Source organism: Lentilactobacillus curieae (genome assembly GCF_000785105.2).
Taxonomy (GTDB): domain Bacteria; phylum Bacillota; class Bacilli; order Lactobacillales; family Lactobacillaceae; genus Lentilactobacillus; species Lentilactobacillus curieae.
Window position 1 is genome coordinate 611520 of record NZ_CP018906.1, and the last position, 19563, is coordinate 631082.

Genomic DNA, 19563 nt, shown 5'->3' on the forward strand with positions numbered 1-19563 from the left:
ATGTACCTCCCTTCCTTTAAATACTCAAAATATCATCATACTGAATACCACTTGCGTTTAACCGCTCAATCATATTTAGCTTTTCACTATCATCAACAAATTTTTCATCTTGCAAAACAACTACTGAATTTTCAGCTTTTTCGTCATCGATTTTCTTAATAATATATCCAGCGATATCACTCGTAATGTTGTTTCCAAGCACTACAAACATCGAACCAAATGCAATATCATAAATAACTGCATCTCCAACTTTTGTTTCATTGATTGGATAAGTTAAATCAAGGCCTTGTTTTAACATGATTTCATATACAACATCGAGTGGTTTTGAATCTTCTTCAAAGTTATTAGTGAGTAGTTCAAATTGTTTATTCAAATCTTCTGGATTTGAATTCCATTTTTTGATATTTGACTTGGAAAGTTCAAATACCTTAAACCCAGTATCAAGCTGTTCTGTTGAAGTAGAACTTTCTTGAATAATTTTATTACCAGCAAGCCGAATCCGTTCTTCTGCAATATCTGAAATAGTTTTATACCCATCCTTATAAGCAATATCCTTTTCAGAGAGTTGTTCTGGCAATTGAACCATAATAAAGTGACGATCACCACCGTCTTCAGCATTCATCCGCATTACAGCCTCTGCCGTCGTAGCTGAACCACTGAAAAAATCCAGGACAATTGAATCTTGATTAGAATACAATTCAACAATTCGTTGAACCAACGGTACTGGTTTAGGATATGAAAAATATGCTTTATCATTAAAAAGATGCTTTAGATATTGGCTAGCACTTTGGGAATGTCCTACGTCTTCGTATTTCCATATTGTCATTGGAGTAACAGTTTCTTTTACCTCAGACGCAAATCTCTTGTATGAGGGTGCGTTATTTCCATCCATTCCAAACCATACACGATTATCAGCACGCAATTCATCATATTTTTCCTTTGAAAATCTCCAAGAATATCCACTTGGCGGCATTACCTTCCTTCCTGAAGGAGTGACAATTTCATATATATTTTTTTCATTTGCTGGACCAACAGAGAAGTTATCAGCTTTATATGGGCCTCTATAATCATTGTCAGGATTTTTATACATTTTTGTTTGTTTAGATAATCTAGATATTCCGTTGGACTGCACCAACTCACGATTCTTTGCATAGACCAATATATAATCATGACTTTGAGAAAAATTTTTCTTCAAGTTGATTGGGGCATACGCCCTTTCCCAAACAACCTGTGCTAAAAAATTTTTCTCTCCAAATATCTCATCACATATTTTCCGTAAGTTATGATCTTCCGTGTCATCGATACTAATAAAACAACTCCATCTTCGGTCAATAAGTTTCTCGCAAGCTTTAATCTTGGATACATCATATTTAGCCAATCAGTATGATAACGGCCATTTGTTTCTGAATTAACACTTAACTTATTGCCTTCATTATCAACCTGACCAGTCTGCTCTAGGTAATTTTCTAAGGAATCCGAAAAGTTGTCGTTATACACAAAATCTTTTCCCGTATTATAAGGTGGATCTACATATATCATTTTTACTTTTTTAGCATATGATTTCTGCAAAGTCTTTAAAACTTCTAGGTTATCGCCTTCAATATATATATTTTGGGTTTTATCCCAATCCTTAGACTTTTCCTTGTTCGGCTTTAATGTAGCTACAGTTGGTTGTTGTGCCAGCTTCATTGCCTGCTTCTTTCCATTCCAAGTAAAACTATAGCGTTCTGGTGCTGTTTCAATCTGATCACCAAGAATCAAACGCAGCTTATCAAAATCAATCTTTTTCTCAGTTAGTACTTCAGGAAACAATTCCTTCAGCTTTTCAACATTTTGCTCAGTAATATCAAGTGAATTTGAAGGCACTTGATTATTCTCATCCATCATAAATTAGATTTCCTTTCACACTTTCATCCTAATGATTAATTTCACTTGAAAACTCATCCTTCAATTTCTTCAACTTCATTTGCATGTCAATTTTACGATTCAGCTGAGGTTCTTTTTTTATATTGCTACGCAAATCTTCCATCTGCTTTTTCAAATCATCAAGTTTATCTTTCTTTTCACTATCGATATGCCCTACAGTTTCACCATATTGTACTTTAGCCATAAATGTAGCAATTTCATCACGTATTCCATCATAAAGTACTTTCATGTTTTGATTTGGCAGATTGATAAATGATATCCGATGTAAAACCATTTGTAATTCTTCATCTTGATAGACAGGTGACGGATAAATATTTGCTAAGTTCAAGTAACCGGTTGATTTTTTTTCAAATCGGCCAGTATAAATAGTAAAACTGTCCGGTTCATCAGTGAGAATTACTAATGGATACGGAATCAATAACGACAACATTTTATATATTTTAGTTGAGTCACCTTTTCCTTTAGTTTTCACATAAAGGAATTGGATTTCTTGATAAAGTTCCTTATCATCTTCATATACATCTATGTTTGTATTATCTTTTCTCAAAGTAGCTAAAACATATATATTTTGCACAGAATCTTGTAAAAAATGCTTGTCAGTCGCTTCTTTCATATGTGGATAGATTTGAGTTTTTGGCAAATTACGATTAATAATCGTACTGTTTGGAAAACCCCACCATTTTATAACGTCTTTTGTTTCCAAATGTATCACCTACTTAATTATTAAAAATGATATTAATTCTACATCATCTAAGTTATTCAATAATTCTGTCTGCAAATTTGTGCCTCCTGGAGAGAATAACGATCCCATGCCTACTTCGTCTTGTTTACCTTTAATTGCTTCAATAGCTTTACTTAATATTTCTGAGTAAACAGACATATCTCTTCCACCGCTTGTTTCCGCATAGAATTTATCCACTAATGGCTGATTAACAGTGCTTTTGCCGACTGTTAACTTCTTAAAAAAGTCCAATGCCTGCTTGGCATACATATAATTAACTTTTGTAGTTCCATCCATCCTCATGTAAACCACAATATATGGCAAGATACTATTATCTTTGCCAAATTCATCAGTTTGCTGTTTTAAAGTTAAAATAACACCTGGTTCAGCTTCAGAAAATCCACTTGTATCAGTGATTGCATACATTCCTAGTGGAGCCTCATTCAACAGTTTTTCGTGATCTTTTAGTGCATTTTGTAAATCAGCCTTAAAATCATTAAAGGTCATATCTGTGATTGAAATTGCCCCATGAACATCTTCCAAATCAACTACTTGAGTTTGCAACTGCTGCAACTGTTTCTTACGGTATTTCAAATCATTCATTTCTTTATTGGGCTTAATATTAAGTAAATCATCTTCACCCGTCGCTGCAGTATCCAACATCACCATTCTTCCCTTGGCTCGTTGTTCCAGATTAAGATAAGTATCTAAGTCCACGTTTGGCCAAAAATTAACTAACTGAATTCGTTTGTTTTTTGAGCCAATACGGTCAATACGACCAAAACGCTGAATTACACGCACAGGATTCCAATGAATATCATAATTGATCAGATAATCTGCGTCTTGTAAGTTTTGCCCTTCCGATATTGTATCTGTCGCAATAAGCAATTCAATTTCTTCAGTGGCATTTGGGTTAATTTGAGCGCGACCTTTTGATATTGGTGAAAAGTTCGTTAAGATATCACTCATCTCATTTGCGTTAACTCCACGCATGGTTGTCTTGTTCGGTGTTGAACCACCTGTAATTAATGCCGAATTAAATCCAAAATTGTCTTTAACTTTATTTGCTAAATTTTCATATAGATAATTTGCAGTATCAGCAAACGCAGTAAATACAATAATCTTTTTGTTGTTTCGGTTAATTGGATGCTCATACTTATCCTTAATAATTTTTTCTAAGTCTATGAGCTTAGCATCTTTTTCAGGGGTTACCTTATGTGTAATATTTTGAAGTTGTTTCAATTCAAGCAAATCTTCTTTAAGTGCTTGTGGCCACTGCAATAGATCCATATCACCAATTAATATTTTTGTCTTCGTACCAACTGATTGTTCATCAAACGCATTTTCCAGATCTTCATCATCAAAGTCCGTAATACTTGGCATTTCAACATCATTAGACTGACTGGCTTTGATATTGTCTAGGATTTCTTCAATACCGTTAACCATTCGGTCTATGGTTAATCCAAATGAAAAGATTGAACTTTCAAGTCGCTTGAATAAATTAGCCCGAATCAAGTTACCCAGTTCTTGCTCACGGTCTGTTTGCCTAAATGCGGATTTTCCATCTTTCACCTTGGTATCATATAGGTCTTCGTAATACCTACGTTTCACGGGTAGAACATACTTAAGTGGCTTATACATTGCCATGTTTAAGCGTCCAATGGATTCATACACATTTTTTAAATTAGGAAACTCTCCCGATGCATCGATATCAGGCTTAACAGTTTTTGGTTTTAACCTCTCTGGAAAGCTACCAAGTGAAGCAGTATCATAATACTTTTCAATATGCTTACGACTACGTGCAATCGTCACCATATCCAATAGCTTAAAGTAATCAGGGTTAACTGTATCAAGAAAATTTTGGGTTGTTCGTTCATTTTCATCAAGTTCCATCCACTGATTAAAAGCACGTTGGGCAGATCTCAATGTAGTGTCAATATCTTCGATTCCATATTCAGCTAGTGCATCAGTTTTTCCTTCGGTAATAAAACCAATTTGATTTTTCAAATCATTCATTTGGTTATTAATTGGCGTAGCTGAAAGCATAAGCACCTTAGTCCTACGACCTTTTTTTATAATGTCTTCCATTAAGCGTTGATACCGAGTTTTTGTTTCTCGATTTACACTAGTATCATTATTACGAAAATTATGAGATTCATCTATTACCACTAAATCAAAATCTGACCATAAAAACGAATCCAGTTTAATTCCATCACTTTCACCTTTATATCTACTAAGATCTGTATGATTCAAAACTGTGTAATTAAAGTAATCATCTACTAATACATTACGCACATCTGGTCTAGTATAGAGTGTCCAATTATCTCTCAAACGTTTTGGAGCAAGAACTAAGACGCGTTTACGTTGCAGTTCATAATACTTTATAACTGCCAATGCAGAAAATGTTTTTCCTAAACCAACAGAATCAGCAAGTATTACTCCATTATATTTTTCAAGTTTACGAATAAGACCCATTACACCATCTTTTTGAAATTGATAAAGCTTATTCCAGATGACAGATTCCTTAAATCCAGAACCATCGGGAGCGACATCCTGTTCATCAAGTTCTTCTAGCTTGTCATGAAAAATATGATATAGAGACACAAAGTAAAGCCATTCGGGTGTGTTTTCCTGATAAATAGTTCTTACTTTATCAAGAACTTTGTTAGTCACTTCTTTAGACTTGTCAGAATCATTCCAAATCCTATCAAAATCCGCTTTAAGCCCTTCAAAATAATCGGCGTCAACGTCAGCATCTGAACCACCAATTGCCGTCATCGAAGATAAATTATTAGACTCAGTAATTCCTAACCCATCCGAAGTAAACTTGAACATTCCTGGTATTGCTAGACTATCTTTGATGTCTTTGTCATTAAGAATCAATAACTGATCGAGTGCACTTTGATCTGGGCTTAACTGTTTAACATTTACTTTATCTTCTATAAGCTGAGCTGTCTCACGAGCAATAAAAGCTGTGTTCATCTTATTTCTCAACTTGATTTCATACTTATTTCCATATACACCGTCACTGTCCTGTGCTATTTCATACCTTTTTAAAAAACTCGTCTCTTCTTTTTCAAAAAAACTTTTCGTTAAAATAAGTCTTAATTCTTTTGACTGCTTAATTTCCTTTTGTAGCGCGTGAAAAGCAAAAATAGAAAATGCAGCTGTCTGTATACTTATTTTCGAATGAGTATTAACCTTGTCGCTTATTAAGTTTTTTAAGGTGTTATCACCTTTGTTATTTACCAGCTTTGGCACAACTTACCTCCCCAAAGAATATCAATTTCAACTTCAATTGTTTTGTTATATAACTTTATGCTTTTAAATGATCTCAAACACAATTAAAAGCTAAGAAATATTCCAATAGTATTATGATTATTCGTATCAGTACGTTAAAAGTAATTATTTTATTCCGAAATTAAATGTAGCAAAGTTGTACTGATAATGTCAACGGGTAAAAGGCTTAACCAGGGCATATAAACTTGATGAATTCTTATTTGTCGAATTTAATGTAAGTTGACCTTTGATTATTAAATAATATGCCTATCTCCAATTGCCTAAATTACTAGTTAAAATATCTGATATTGATTTACCATGCCACTAGTTCACTAACCCAAAGATATATAAATATTTCTTTCAAATATAAAAAGGTACCGATAATATTTATCGGTACCACAATGGCTCTGCTAACTGACCAACACCTTTATGCCAATACCCACCAATGTCTCAATTCTTACTCGGTAGTTTCAGCAACGCATGAGCAACTTTGTTTCGCTTAAATTATGTGATTTATTCATCATTTTGAAGTTGCTTTTTCTTTCTTAGTCCGTCAATTTCGCCATTTATTTTACATTGGAATGACCTTATTAAGCACAGGAGTTACTAATGTCAGATCAATGTGTTGCCTTTTTTCTATTACCCCAAAATATGTAAAAAGCCACCTAAAACACTCAAACACCTATTCCCCCGCCTTTCTTAGTGCTATGCTTATAATGGCGTAGAAGAAAGTAAAGGTGGCGAACTATTTATTCAGCGGTTATAAATCTAACTATCTATTATTAATACATATTCGCCACTCAAAAAGGGACGGTGAAGACCAACATGAAGAGTCATTTTGATGGATCAGACATTGGTGTTGATATCATTATTATTGGAGCAACAATTATATACTGCATTTTTTTTGTAGAGTTTTGTATTGATCTATTTTGACCAACTCTTTTTTCTAAAAAAAGAGGTCGAGGAAATTACCTCGGCCTCTTTCATTTATATTAATCCTAAAACTCCAACCTCTCCACACTCCTCAAACTTGCCCAGTACGTTAGTGCCAAAATCACAATGGTCACTAACCCTGCTGCAATCATGAAAGGTGTGAAACCGTCATCTATATATAGTTCCATCAATTTATCCCAGGCGTTTTGCCCAAAATCTGTCTTGGTAAAGATCCAGGATGCTAATCCCAGAATCAAAACAACTGCAGCGCCAATTCCGGACACGAACATCTGGGTTTTGGTTGGACCAAACTTAATCTGGAGCGGAATCAGTGCAAAGCCCACAACGGTAATTGCCATGCAAACTAAGGCAATCTGATTGATTAATGACTGCTCCTCCACCGACCAATTTAGCAGATTGTGGAAAATATACATCGCAATGATGGTCAGCACAAATGAATCAATCATTAACGCCAACAATATGCTGAACTTTTCCGTCACGTACTGTTTTCGCGTTATCGGCGTAGTGAAAAGAAATTTCAGACCATTATTTTCTTGATCACTAGAAATTAAAAACAGGGTTATGAACTCCATGTTTACGCCAATAATTGCCATTGTAATATACAGTCCCGTTGCCCCAAACAACATTGGATCCAACATTGCCAGGAAAGAAATTATAAATGCCATTGCCAACTTTTTGATGGCAATTCCATCACGTACGAATAAACTACTCATGGTCAATCCCTCCTACAAAAAACAAGATAATGTCATCAATTGACGTTTGTTCAATCACAACTTCAGGATAATTTTCTGCGTAAAAACTTCTTTGATCGGTCAACGCACTATAACCAAAATCGGTCTTGTTTGCTTTCAACAAGTATTGCTTATCAACATTGTCGTATTGTGCTTCGGTTAATTTTAGCAGTGCGTACGAATCGACAATCTTATCTGTATCTTCTTTAAAAATCAACTTACCGTCATCAATCAGCATCACCCGATCAGCAAGTGAAGCTAAATCACTGGAAATGTGCGTGGTGATCAAAATACTTCTAGTTTCATCTGCATCTAGGTAGTCTTGCAGTAATTCGATGATTTGCTGGCGAACAACAACGTCCAGTCCCGCAGTCGGTTCATCTAAAACTAAAATTTTAGCATTATGCGTCAATGCAATGATCGTCTTCAATTTTGCTTGATTACCTGTTGATAGATCCTTAACTGCTTTGTCCAACGGAAGCTTGAGTTTAGCTGCTAAATCCATGAACTGCGACTCAGAAAAGTGTTTAAACGTAGACTTTAGAAGTTTGACCGTATCCAATGCTGTGAACTTTTCTGGCACTGTACTATCTGGGAATACGTAACCAAACTGCTCTTTGCCATCAGTGGACAGTTTTTTGACATCAGTCCCATCAAAGGAAACCTCGCCTGCATCCCGCTCAATTAAATTGCCAATTGCCTTTAACACGGTCGATTTACCAGCACCGTTTCTACCAATCAGTCCGACTACAGAACCCTCCGGAACTTGAAAACTCACGTCAAGTTTAAATCCTGGATAGTTCTTTTTTAAATCCTTCACGTTTAGCATTTACTTTCCCTCCAATTCATCTGAAAACAGTTCAGTAATCTGCTTATCAGTTAGTCCTAAGCTCTGGGCCTTGCTGATTGTCTTGCCAAACTCTGTCTTAATTTCTTTACCAATTTCGGTGACTTGTTCATCCGAATTGATTTTTGCGATAAAGCTTCCCTTTCCGTGAACCGTGTTAACCAAACCCTCAGTTTCAAGCTGGTCGTACGCTTTTTTTACGGTCAACGCACTGATGTGTTGATCCTTGGCTACACTTCTAACCGATGGGAGCGGCGTGCCTTCAAGTAGCTGTCCAGCAACCATCTGCTTCTTAATTTGGTCAACAATCTGTTCATAGATCGGCACCATTGAATTTTTTGAAATTATCAGATTCACTTCATCACTTCCTCAACTGTTTATCCATTCGTAAACAGTATATAACAATATATAACAGTGTCAAATAAAATACTTAAATTCCGTCTTCTTCCCAGTGCTATACTTAAACCAACATACTTTGGGGGAATCACTATGAAACTAGGTCGTACTATCTACATAACTTTATTTACCCTGCTACTTGCATTCTGTTTTACAATACCGGCAAATGCAGAAAAGCTCCAAACAGAACCGGTAATTCAAGACGACATGGGCTTACTGTCGAGTAGTCAAATAGATGAAATTAATCAAATAAATGATAAGTTAGCAAAGCTAAAGTCGCCCCAACAGATTTGGGTATACACATCGAGATCAGCTCCGGATTATTACGATTCCGGATTTGCTGACGACACTGGCAATCATGGGCAAGTCAAAATCTCTGATTCTGTTTCGGAATCGGCTAAGGTTAAAATTGCTGAACAACTTGGGATTGACTACAATAACCCAACGACCATGCAGACTGACAAATTGAACAACACAACGATGATCACCGTCATCTTCGTTTCACCATCCATGAAGCAGCCAGTCTCAGTTGCAATGTCCGATGACATGGACTCCACTATGGGTGGCATTCGCCAGACATTCTTCAATTTTAAAATTGATAATCAGACAATGAGTGGTACGAACATTGTTAACACTGCCAAGAACTATTCTGCGTTTATGGAGAAACATTTAGACACACATACTATGGACAGTGGACCAGAATGGGATACCACCATTACCTGGACGCTTATTTTTCTGGGGATATTCTTTCTCATTCGTCACATCGTCAAAGGTAAAACTGGCGGTGGCAGCAGTGGTAGCGGCAACAGTTACGACAGCGGATTCGGTGACGGCTGGTGGCTGGGACAGAATTCGGGAAATGATGAGAGGTATTGAGTGAAAAGGATGACAATTCTATTTTAAAAATTGTCATCCTTTTTAGCTAATTTTCTCCCCACCCCCACCATCCCGCAGTACACTTAAACTATTCAATACATACGGGAGATGATCTGCTTGGACGACAAGTCTTCAAGTTCATTTAGTTCCATACTTAGCACCTTAGTCACACTGGTAGCATTCGGCTTAATTTTGGTATTCGGATTTTATGCACTTATAGTAGCGATAGTTATAATCGTCTTAACGTTATATTGGCTAATTCGCGGAATAATTTTTTTATATCAATATTTCTTTCATTCAAAAACGTTGGATGCAGAGACGTTTAAAGACTACTACTTCGATAACCTTGGAAAAGAAAAGGAAATTGTGTTTTCTCTAACCCAAGAACAATTTACATACTATGTAGCAGCAATTTATCACCAACTTGGCTATCAAAATGTCCGTGTCATCAAGTCTGTAATCGGAGATCAATTGCTTGTCAGTGCGGATAATGGCAACCAACGGACCGAAGTTTTATGTTGCTACGATACAGATGATTATCAACATCATTACGATATGAATGAAGTCCGTAGTCTATTCGACCGTGACATTGACAACCGAATATTCTTCACAAAAGATTATCTAACTGATGAGGAAGTGGAAACTTTAAATAGTTACTTTATTGACGCAATTTATGGACAAGGGTTTACAGAAACCATCAAAAACGTGATTGAAAATAACTAACTGATTCGCTATACTTATGCAGGCTAAATGGTATAAACTTCTACATAAAGTCAAACCTTAACTAACAACAACGTGTTGTGCAATCAAGGCTACGGTCTTGCTGCCAACGCGTTTTTTAAACCAAGTAATCGCAAGGAGGAACGGCTATGGAAACCATTCCCAGCAAAGACCTATCAACAGACAATAAGGCGCTAATTGCGGCAGTTTTATCCATGGGCAAGGGACTAATTGAGTTCGGTTCTGAAGTTAAACGTGCCGAAGACACCATGAACCGAATCATCAATAGCTCCACATTCCTAACGCCTGATGAAAAACAAGAATCGTACGTCTACGTCACCATTAACTCAATCTTTTTTCGTAACGGCAACGTTGATGTGGATTTCGTAAACGTCTTGAACCGTGAATTTAATTTGGATAAAGTCGCCAAATTAAATCAATTGTCCCGCGATTACTCTGCTCAAAAAATTTCAATTCAAAAATTATTGGCGAGTATCAAAAAGGTACTAAAAGAGCCAGCCAAGAAAAAGTTCTCCTGGCTGGCATATAGTGTTTTAAGTTCAAGTGTGACACTGATTTTAAACGGGAGCGTGTTGGAATGTGCCTTAGCTGCAATTATCGGACTGGTAACCAGCCAGTCCTATCCATTTTTTAGACGCTATTTAAACAACAAGTTCTTGCCGGAATTTATTGCGGCGTTCATTGGCGGTTTAATGGCCGCACTGTTTTGTAAGTTTTTCAAGCTCGACCCAACGTTACTATACACTGCCGCAATCATCCCCATGGTTCCTGGAATCGCTCTAACCAACGGGGTGCACGATACCTTCGATGACTATTTCATCTCTGGTCCGGTCATGATTCTGGAAAGCTTGACGACCCTGGTATCAATTTCGCTAGGAATCACGCTGGTTCAAGTCCTACCTTTGGGAATCCAGGCCTCCGGAGAAATTCAGGTAACAACGGTATCGTTAGTTGCCCAGATTATTGGAAGCGCACTTTGTTCAGTTTCATTTGCTTACATTATTCACGCATCCAAGTCGATGTTTTGGCCCATCAGTGTTGCCGGGGCATTAACCTGGATTGCCTACGTAGAGGTCACATCCCTCTCCCACAACAGTTTGCTAAACACGTTAGTTAGCGTCGGCATCCTGTCTTTAGTTTCACAATATTTTGCCAAACGCTACAAGGCACCGATGACGATCTTCTTCATCCCGTCATTAGTTGCCCTGGTCCCCGGAATCACCATGTTCGTTGGCCTCAGCCAACTAGGTACAGGCCAAACTGCAGCGGCAATTACCACCCTAATTGGGGTGATGGCTAATTTGCTTGGCCTAACCATTGGCAGTATTACTGGTGATGAGGTGTATAGACTGTTTATGCTGGTGAAAAATAAGGTGGTTAACCTAAGTTAAAAGAAAATCATCTGTGATGCGAACTGCACCACAGATGATTTTTTCATTTATAACAATTACTCGCGATCCTTAAAATCCTTCTCCTGCCAATCCATAAACACGCCCAACCCAAACATTGGAAATGACTTCAACGTTGCGGATAAAGTTTCCAGAAGTAATAAGAACAAAAATGGTGCCGACCACTTTAAAACGTGAAAAATAAAACTGATCCAACCAATAATCACAAACCACCGCTTGAAGGTTTCCCATTTTGAATCAGTTCGAACAGTAGCGTGACGCGGTTGGTATCTATGTATTTGGAACTTCATTTCTTCCCCTCATACTCTATTTAGATTTATTCAAATTCAAAACAATCTGAATATTCAATTTTCCGTACTTTGTACGCTGCAAAGCTAAAAGCGCGTTAATATCCCCCAACTCAGCCCGCCGTTCTATTTCATGGCGCGCGTAAACCGATAAAAGTGCCGAGCCAAAATCTGTTGGTTTCAGTAAGCGAGCTAATTCAGCATCCGTTTTATCACGCATATTTTTTCACCTTCATAACTGTATTTGTTATCTAGTTTACCGCAATTTTTTCCTATTAAACCAACAATCGCACAGCTTATAAGATTTTTCTCTGGTAAATTAAAACGTTAAAATTATTTTATTTTTGATATGGAAACGATTACACTATGAGTGTACTAATTTTCATTAGCATTCATTTTATTCTAGGGGGAATTTAATATGTTCAACTTTTTGAAGGCGTCGCCTGACGCTACGCAAAAGGTGCCGGATGATCAAGTCGCTAGCGTGTACAAGCGCAAACAACTCGGGGTTATCATCGCTACCAGTCTGACGTACATTAGCTATTATATTATTCGTCTAATTTTCACGACTGAACAGGCACCAATTATGAAGCAGTATGGCTTCAGTATCGGCCAAATTGGTTTGATCTTATCAACATTCGGGGTTGGGTACGGAATATCTAAATTATTCATGGGTGCCCTTTCTGATAAGTCAAACACCAAGGTATTCTTGGCCACCGGGCTTTATGCTTCTAGTGTTTTAAACGCTTTTCTAGGATTCACCCGTAATTTCTGGGTGATTTTAGGATTGATGTTATTGATTTCAATTACGCAGGCAGCTGGTGCCCCAGCTTGTCAGCGGGAAATCAACCTGTGGTTTTCTAAGAAACACAGAGGAACCATGTACGCAATCTGGTCATCAGCCCATAATGCTGGTGCTTTCGTATGTGTGGCCTGTGTGCAACTTGCAACTTTCCTTTTCTCTGGATCATTGACTGCTGTGTTCCTTACAGCATCAGTAATTTCAGCAGTTATCGCCACTTTGATGCTGTTGATTAACTCAGAACGTCCAGAAACTGAAGGTTTGCCAAACATGGCTGAATATTCTGGTGAAGTTGAATTGACTGAATCAGGAAAATCAACCGCTAAGGATGTCACCACTGAATCAACTTGGAACATCTTCGTTCACGATATTTTGATGAACAAAGTTGTTTGGGCAGTTACTTTAACTTCAATGTCACTATATCTTGTCCGTTACGGGGTTATGAGCTGGATTCCAAGTTACTTACCTACCAAGGGATTTTCTGAAGACTGGGCAAAATGGTTAGTTGGTATCTTTGAATTGGCAGCTGTTCCCGGAGTTATCATCATGGGAGCAATTTCCGATGCATTAAAAGGTCGGCGGGCATTAGTATGTTTCCTATGTTTGTTAGGCATGATTGCTTGCCTTATTGCCTACTTTACCAGTGCAAACCACGCTGTTATCGTGGCAGTTTTGTTCGTCCTTGGTTCATTAATTTACGCCCCACTTACTTTAGTGGGACTAATGGTTAATGAAGCCGTACCAAACTACGCCGTTGGTTTCTCAACTGGATTCATGGGATTCTTCCAATACGTGTTTGGTGAAACTGCCGCCACTGCTCTAATTGGTAACTTAGTTGCCAAATTTGGCTGGGTGGCTCAATCATCCACAATTTATGTAGCTGCTGCCGTTGCCTTCTTATTGCTTGTTTACTTACTGTTCAAGGAACGTAAGATTCTAGCAATGGAAGAAAAAGCAACCGCAGAAAAGGCTAAGTCTGAAGAATAAGCAATTATAATAAAAGCCGTATCGCAATTGCGATACGGCTTTTTTAGTTAATTTTTAACACTAGTTCCAGTTGCGTAATTTAACGTGTATCCTGGTTCAACATTATGAATATAAACATTGAAACTCACATCATTGCTACCAACTGATTTAGCTTGCATATGAATCCCTGAGGCTAACAGGTTGTTGCCCTTAAAATCAGGAGCAACTGAATACCGCACATAATGGCGTGAATTCATTTTCAAATAGCTAGCAATCTGGTTTTCATACTTAAGCATTGCCGGATCATTCAACTCTCGCGTTCCAGTAATCAGATTACGAGGATTGTTGTTCTGGCCAGTTAGTTGATAACCAATTAGGTGACAACGATTGTACAGCCAACCTGTACTGGTACGTTTGTTCTTCCAACCGGTCGGGTTAAAATAGAGCGGCTCACGCTCAGCTGTCGGCATTAAGCGCTCATTAAGCATTGCCTTAGCTAGCGTAGCCCGATTTAGCCCATCAAGATTACCGTAATATTGCCAAGGACCGCGAGCAGTAGAGAGGTCGCTTTTGGTAAACGTTGGCCGATTACCGTTGACTAAGGAAATAATCTTGCCATGGTAATTTGTCTTTTTGACGGTTGGATTTCGCCGAACCGCTCGTCTGACTGTGCGGCGTTTGACCCGTTTAACCGTCTTCCTGTGAGGATTGTAGTCGGTTTTGGCTAAGGTCAACCCTCGCCGTCTAGCAGTAGAAAGTCTAACTTTGAAAACTTTCTTAGCCCGATTCAAACCACGATTGTGGCGATGATAAAAGTAGTGCTTGCCAGTCCGTGTAATGTACACGTATGTGGCTGCATTTGTAGGTGTCGGATTCACAACGGCTTGCGAACTAATGGTCAGTCCGAAAACTAGCATGAACACCAAGACAACCTTCTTGAATTGATGCATAAATTCATCTCCCAAATATGTATTGTGCGCTTAAATCTAGGCGCAATAGATAATTATACCGAAGTTGGGAAATGAATAAAAATTTTATTTAGGGATTGCGTACATTTGGTAGCTGCTTTCTAAAATCAAAATTATTGACTTACGAATTTCAAACGGCTACAAAAGTTTGTCCTGACGCGGTTACTTTCTTTGACCAGGTTACAGAAATTCCATTACTATGAAACCGAAATCAAAAAAATGGAGGTTTTATCATGACAGATCGTTTAAAGGACAAAGTTGCCATTATCACTGGTGGGGTTGCCGGAATCGGGCTTGGAATCGCCGAATGTTACGTGCGTGAAGGAGCTAAGGTCGTTTTAACGGCCAACCATAACGTTGATGGTGGAAAGGCCGCCGTCGAAAAATTTGGTGAGGATAACGCCCTCTTTGTTCAACAAGATGTTTCTCAAGAAGCTGACTGGGAAAAGGTTATCGAAGAAACCATGAATAAGTTTGGCAAGGTCGACATCGTTGTTAATAACGCTGGCGTTCCACCAGTTCAAGTGCCAATTAATCAGTTAGACATGAAAGATTGGAATAGAATTATTTCAATTAACTTAACTGGAACCTTCTTAGGTATTAAACATGGAATGAACGCAATGCTTAAGAGCGGTGGCGGATCAATTATCAACATTTCTTCAATCGAAGGCTTTGTTGGTGTCCCAACCGGAGGTCCTTACAACGCAAGTAAGGGTGGCGTTCGGGCAATGACTAAGGCCGCAGCACTTGATGCCACTACTGGGGATTACAACATCCGCGTAAACTCAGTCCACCCAGGATTTATTGACACGCCAATCCTGCCAGAAGAGTCACGCAAGCAATTAGCTTCAATTACGCCAATGAAGCATATTGGTGATCCACAAGATATTGGTGAGCTTTGTATCTACCTTGGCTCGGCTGAATCTAAGTTTGCCACTGGATCAGAATTTGTTGTTGATGGTGGATTTATCGCTCAATAATCCGTTTATGCTAAACGACTGTTGCCTATTTTGAAGGCACAGTCGTTTTTATTATGGGAACAATCTGTACAAAAGTATAATATTCATAATAACCGGGGCATTATAATCACTATTAAACGGGGGTTCTTAAAAATTTGTTCGTAAATTTGTCTGTTCCCCTTTTGTTATGGGGATTAACTATTATACAATGGCTTTTGTCAATCGTTTGACAATGATAACAATGGGAGAAAGATAATTTATGAACAACCACAAAGTTTCAACCGCACTAGTAACAACAACATTGCTATTTAGCGCAGGCCTAACTACTTTTGCCGCTGCTAAGAAGGCTAAGGTTAGCCATTACAAAGTAACTGAAAACAGTCGTTACTTCACTGGAAAGGCTACACCAAAAGCTAAAGTGAAGGTTTCACGATACGGTATCACTTATGCTTACGGCAAAGCAAAGGCTAACGGAACTTTCAAGTTGAAGGCTAACGATGAGTTAACTGCTAACTGGAAGTACCGTGTAACCGTTGCCAAGAAGGGTTACAAGACTACTAGCAAGTACGTTAAGGCCAAGGCTGTTTCACAAAAGACAAACACTGTCTACGTACCCCAAACTGACCCCGCAACTGACATTGCATTGCAAAACAGTCAAAAGCAAATCAGCCAATTAAACGACCAAGTTAAGAGCTTGAACGACCAATTGACTGGTTTAAAGGGTAACAATACTGAATCTGCAAAGAGCACTGCAAGTGATCTCCAAAGCAGAATTGATGATTTAAAATACAGAATCGCAGATTTGAATAGTACTAATAATGATTTGCAGGCGAAGATTGCGGAATATAAGCCAAACGTAGATGCATACACCAAATACACAAACGCTCAAAAAGCAATCAAAGATGCTCGTTGGGATAGTATCAGAGTTAAAAACTGGCTTAACATTAAAGAACAATTAGGTACTGTTAAGACTAGAGCTACAGCATGGGCACAACTTGCTCAAAATCTCAAAGGTTACAACAAAATCAAAAAGAATCATGACCAATACATCAATACTTACAACACAATGAAAGATCAAGTTGCTAGCAACTCCGCTAACATCACCAACCTTACAAATCAGCAGACTAACTTGAGCAACCAATTGGCTGCCATCAACAAAGAATTGGGCGTTTCAAACTAAAGTCCACCTATTCTGTTATTTATTTACCTTACAGGAATGCCACGCACCGAAATGATGCGTGGCATTTTCTATTTCCTTAGATTTACTTTGCCAACCCCCACCCTATTCAGCTATATTATAAGTAACGACTACTTACAAAGAAGGTAACTACATGAAAGCTGTTAGTACTATAGAGATTGATGGCAAGGTCTACTTGGAGATTCCAAGTGACTTCAAGGTACCCGCTGGCGCCACGTTTGAACCTAAACAGGTAAATAACGGAATCTTCTACGAAGCGGTAGACCAAAAGCCTAGTTACGACTTCACTAGTGAAATTTTGGAAGAGGTTATCGAAGCCGGATTTACGGGCGACGACGTCATTAAAGAGTTCAACCGTAGAAAAGAACAACTTCGTAAAATTCTTGGCGATTAGCTTAATGAACAAAAATAAGGAGGTACCAAATCAACTGATTTGGTACCTCCTTTTATGTCAGGCGGACATAATTATATTTATAAATCTATGTGCAACAACTACTACCTTCAGCAGTGCGGATGTATCACTTACTGAATGTAATCCCCTTTAAAACTCCGTCCCCTAGAGCTGTTTCGGTATTCCTCGTGTATCTCAACTAAAAATTATGCGTTTTGAGTTTGAAGTCTGTACTTCTTGTTACTCTTGTACAAGTCATAAATGGTCCATGCCAACAATGCCAGGATTAAAGCGATAACCACATAAGCGATGTTGTCTGCTAAATGCAGTTGAGCAGCAGTTGCGTGGTCACCGAAGAATCCTTCGATTGAATCTGGTAGTCCCTTCATGTTCAAAACTGTTAATGCAACAACTGAAATCCAGCCTAGCCAATTAACTAGTCTTGAGTTCTTGAAACGGTTTCCCATTTCCTCTGCAGAATTAGTCATCATCAATAGTGGAAGCATTGAGAATGGCAATGCAAAGGCCAAGAACACTTGCGAGTTGTTCATCAAGGTATTTAGTGCTTGATGTTGTTGAATTGGTGATTGGCGACTTGTCATGGCAACACAGAGCAATACTGGGATAACTGAGATTAGACGAGTAACCAAACGACGAAGCCATAATGGCATCTTCATGTGAATGAAGCCTTCCATGATTACTTGACCAGTCAAAGTCCCGGTAATGGTTGAGTTTTGACCTGAAGCCAACAATGCAACAGCAAACAAGATTGATAAAATTCCTGATTTAGCAACTCCAATTAAGATTCCGTTACTCAAAACAGATGTATCTGATAGAGCTTGGAACAAACCGAAGAATGATGGATCTTTAACTGCACCGGTCTTAAATACGGCAACACCCATAATTAAGAGAAGTGAGTTTACAACAAATGCAAATGATAGCTGAATGTTAGAATCCCAAGTTGAGAAACGAACAGTCCGTGCAACGTCCTCTTCGTCATTATGATCAACTTTTCTCGTTTGAGAAACTGCTGAATGTAGGTAAAGGTTATGTGGCATAACCGTAGCTCCGATAATTCCAAGAGCCCCACTCAGTGGGTTCATTCCACCAACGTTTGGTCCACCAGAGAATGTCTTGGTAGTTGGTACTAATCCACCAAACACTCCAAGCCAATCAGGTTTTGAAAGTGCAACCTGATATACGAAGACAAACAGAATGACCAAAATCAAACAAACAACGATTGCTTCAATCTTTCTAAACCCGACTTTCGTCAATAATAGCAATAACAATACATCAAATACTGTGATGAAAACTGCGTATACCAATGGAATATGGAATAAAAGATATAAAGCAATGGCTGCTCCAATAACTTCAGCGATATCTGTCGCCATAATAGCTAACTCTGTTAGGATCCATAGAACGATTCCTAAAGCCTTACTAGTTCTTGCCCGAATTGCTTGTGCAAGATCCATTTGAGTCACAATGCCCAGTTTAGCCGCCATGTACTGCAATAACATTGCAATTAAACTCGACATTAAGATCACAGACATTAATAGGTATTGGAAACTTTGACCACCAGTAATTGAAGTTGACCAATTACCTGGATCCATATATCCAACCGCTACTAATGCACCCGGCCCAGAATACATAAATAATGTTTTCCAGAATCCTTTGCCTTTTGGTACCTCAACAGTTCCGTTGATTTCTTCCAAAGAGCGACCATTTGCGTATTCAATTAAATGATGCTTCTTCGGAGTAGTTTCTTTATCCATAAATGGATTCCTCCTTCGTTGGACGACAACGTCCGCCTGAACATCCTCACTTATAGTAGCACTATCTTTTTATTATAGGAACCCCCAAAATGCCCATCCACGGGCATTTACTAGAAACACAAGTTAAACAATCGGTTTTACAAAAGCGATGAAAGCGATTGCTAACAATTTGATTTTTTCTCAAAAAATCTTATAGTTGATTATGATTTGAATTAATTGTGTGCCTCCATGCATATTTCTACTGTTTAAAATAATTGCATGGTAGAATTGCTTTCATGAACAAGTGATTACCATAAATAACTTACCAATCAAAAGCTCGTTAAATCATTACTGTATCAAC

At 38.1% G+C, this 19563-nt stretch carries 16 protein-coding genes and 1 pseudogene; 7 read left to right on the forward strand and 10 right to left on the reverse strand.

Annotated features, from left to right (window positions below; all coding sequences use genetic code 11):
• Window positions 1-16 precede the first annotated feature (16 nt).
• From PL11_RS03025 to PL11_RS03050, 6 genes and pseudogenes are all read right to left on the reverse strand, one after another.
• Window positions 17-1887: pseudogene (locus PL11_RS03025) on the reverse strand (site-specific DNA-methyltransferase).
• A gap of 28 nt (window positions 1888-1915) precedes the next feature.
• Window positions 1916-2638 (reverse strand): DUF4391 domain-containing protein, encoded by a 723-nt coding sequence (locus tag PL11_RS03030; RefSeq protein ID WP_152638991.1) that lies wholly within the window; start codon window positions 2636-2638, stop codon window positions 1916-1918.
• Window positions 2639-5908: a helicase-related protein gene (locus PL11_RS03035; protein WP_035166276.1), complete on the reverse strand. Its 3270-nt coding sequence runs from the start codon at window positions 5906-5908 to the stop codon at window positions 2639-2641. It lies immediately after the preceding gene.
• A gap of 1016 nt (window positions 5909-6924) precedes the next feature.
• On the reverse strand, window positions 6925-7593 hold the full coding sequence (locus PL11_RS03040) for an ABC-2 transporter permease (protein WP_035166278.1): 669 nt from the start codon (window positions 7591-7593) through the stop codon (window positions 6925-6927).
• Window positions 7586-8440: an ABC transporter ATP-binding protein gene (locus tag PL11_RS03045; protein ID WP_035166279.1), complete on the reverse strand. Its 855-nt coding sequence runs from the start codon at window positions 8438-8440 to the stop codon at window positions 7586-7588. Before PL11_RS03045 ends, PL11_RS03040 begins: the two co-directional genes overlap by 8 nt.
• Window positions 8441-8815, reverse strand: a complete 375-nt coding sequence (locus PL11_RS03050; protein WP_035166280.1) for a GntR family transcriptional regulator — start codon at window positions 8813-8815, stop codon at window positions 8441-8443.
• Window positions 8816-8947: 132 nt separating this feature from the next.
• Here PL11_RS03050 and PL11_RS03055 point away from each other — a divergent pair, with 132 nt between their 5' ends.
• The 3 genes from PL11_RS03055 to PL11_RS03065 all read left to right on the forward strand — a co-directional run bounded on the left by PL11_RS03055 (window position 8948) and on the right by PL11_RS03065 (window position 11862).
• Window positions 8948-9730, forward strand: a complete 783-nt coding sequence (locus PL11_RS03055) for a TPM domain-containing protein (RefSeq protein WP_035166281.1) — start codon at window positions 8948-8950, stop codon at window positions 9728-9730.
• Window positions 9731-9847: 117 nt separating this feature from the next.
• A complete protein-coding gene (locus tag PL11_RS03060; RefSeq protein WP_035166282.1) occupies window positions 9848-10453 on the forward strand; it encodes a hypothetical protein in 606 nt (201 codons plus the stop codon).
• 146 nt (window positions 10454-10599) lie between these two features.
• Window positions 10600-11862 carry a threonine/serine exporter family protein gene (locus PL11_RS03065; protein WP_035166284.1) on the forward strand — a complete coding sequence of 421 codons (1263 nt, stop codon included), beginning with the start codon at window positions 10600-10602 and terminating at the stop codon, window positions 11860-11862.
• Window positions 11863-11918: 56 nt separating this feature from the next.
• Here PL11_RS03065 and PL11_RS03070 read toward each other — a convergent pair whose 3' ends face one another.
• Both PL11_RS03070 and PL11_RS03075 read right to left on the reverse strand, forming a co-directional pair.
• A complete protein-coding gene (locus PL11_RS03070; RefSeq protein ID WP_035166285.1) occupies window positions 11919-12170 on the reverse strand; it encodes a hypothetical protein in 252 nt (83 codons plus the stop codon).
• A 16-nt stretch (window positions 12171-12186) separates the two neighbouring features.
• Window positions 12187-12387, reverse strand: coding sequence for a hypothetical protein (locus PL11_RS03075; protein ID WP_035166287.1), 201 nt, complete (start codon window positions 12385-12387; stop codon window positions 12187-12189).
• A 198-nt stretch (window positions 12388-12585) separates the two neighbouring features.
• On the opposite strand from PL11_RS03075, the gene PL11_RS03080 reads away from it, so the two are divergent.
• On the forward strand, window positions 12586-13956 hold the full coding sequence (locus PL11_RS03080) for an MFS transporter (RefSeq protein ID WP_035166289.1): 1371 nt from the start codon (window positions 12586-12588) through the stop codon (window positions 13954-13956).
• 47 nt (window positions 13957-14003) lie between these two features.
• On the opposite strand, the gene PL11_RS03085 is transcribed toward PL11_RS03080, so the two are convergent.
• Entirely contained in the window at window positions 14004-14852 is an 849-nt protein-coding gene (locus tag PL11_RS03085) for a DNA/RNA non-specific endonuclease (protein ID WP_418287667.1), read from the reverse strand.
• Between the two features lie 284 nt (window positions 14853-15136).
• Between PL11_RS03085 and PL11_RS03090 the strand changes: the two genes are divergently transcribed.
• The 3 genes from PL11_RS03090 to PL11_RS03100 all read left to right on the forward strand — a co-directional run bounded on the left by PL11_RS03090 (window position 15137) and on the right by PL11_RS03100 (window position 17454).
• Window positions 15137-15883, forward strand: a complete 747-nt coding sequence (locus PL11_RS03090; protein WP_035166293.1) for a glucose 1-dehydrogenase — start codon at window positions 15137-15139, stop codon at window positions 15881-15883.
• Window positions 15884-16121: 238 nt separating this feature from the next.
• Window positions 16122-17042, forward strand: a complete 921-nt coding sequence (locus PL11_RS03095) for a hypothetical protein (protein WP_035166295.1) — start codon at window positions 16122-16124, stop codon at window positions 17040-17042.
• A 151-nt stretch (window positions 17043-17193) separates the two neighbouring features.
• On the forward strand, window positions 17194-17454 hold the full coding sequence (locus tag PL11_RS03100) for a hypothetical protein (RefSeq protein WP_052127725.1): 261 nt from the start codon (window positions 17194-17196) through the stop codon (window positions 17452-17454).
• A 203-nt stretch (window positions 17455-17657) separates the two neighbouring features.
• Here PL11_RS03100 and PL11_RS03105 read toward each other — a convergent pair whose 3' ends face one another.
• Complete coding sequence (locus PL11_RS03105) at window positions 17658-19223, reverse strand: Nramp family divalent metal transporter (RefSeq protein ID WP_035166298.1); 1566 nt, start codon at window positions 19221-19223, stop codon at window positions 17658-17660.
• Between the last annotated feature and the right edge of the window lie 340 nt (window positions 19224-19563).

Bases quoted from the DNA above. Each gene is read 5' to 3' on its own strand.
- PL11_RS03040 (WP_035166278.1), bottom strand. From the start codon at position 7,593: ATGAGTAGTTTATTCGTACGTGATGGAATTGCCATCAAAAAGTTGGCA.
- PL11_RS03045 (WP_035166279.1), bottom strand. From the start codon at position 8,440: ATGCTAAACGTGAAGGATTTAAAAAAGAACTATCCAGGATTTAAACTT.
- PL11_RS03055 (WP_035166281.1), top strand. From the start codon at position 8,948: ATGAAACTAGGTCGTACTATCTACATAACTTTATTTACCCTGCTACTT.
- PL11_RS03065 (WP_035166284.1), top strand. From the start codon at position 10,600: ATGGAAACCATTCCCAGCAAAGACCTATCAACAGACAATAAGGCGCTA.
- PL11_RS03070 (WP_035166285.1), bottom strand. From the start codon at position 12,170: ATGAAGTTCCAAATACATAGATACCAACCGCGTCACGCTACTGTTCGA.
- PL11_RS03075 (WP_035166287.1), bottom strand. From the start codon at position 12,387: ATGCGTGATAAAACGGATGCTGAATTAGCTCGCTTACTGAAACCAACA.
- PL11_RS03080 (WP_035166289.1), top strand. From the start codon at position 12,586: ATGTTCAACTTTTTGAAGGCGTCGCCTGACGCTACGCAAAAGGTGCCG.
- PL11_RS03085 (WP_418287667.1), bottom strand. From the start codon at position 14,852: ATGCTAGTTTTCGGACTGACCATTAGTTCGCAAGCCGTTGTGAATCCG.
- PL11_RS03090 (WP_035166293.1), top strand. From the start codon at position 15,137: ATGACAGATCGTTTAAAGGACAAAGTTGCCATTATCACTGGTGGGGTT.
- PL11_RS03095 (WP_035166295.1), top strand. From the start codon at position 16,122: ATGAACAACCACAAAGTTTCAACCGCACTAGTAACAACAACATTGCTA.
- PL11_RS03100 (WP_052127725.1), top strand. From the start codon at position 17,194: ATGAAAGCTGTTAGTACTATAGAGATTGATGGCAAGGTCTACTTGGAG.
- PL11_RS03105 (WP_035166298.1), bottom strand. From the start codon at position 19,223: ATGGATAAAGAAACTACTCCGAAGAAGCATCATTTAATTGAATACGCA.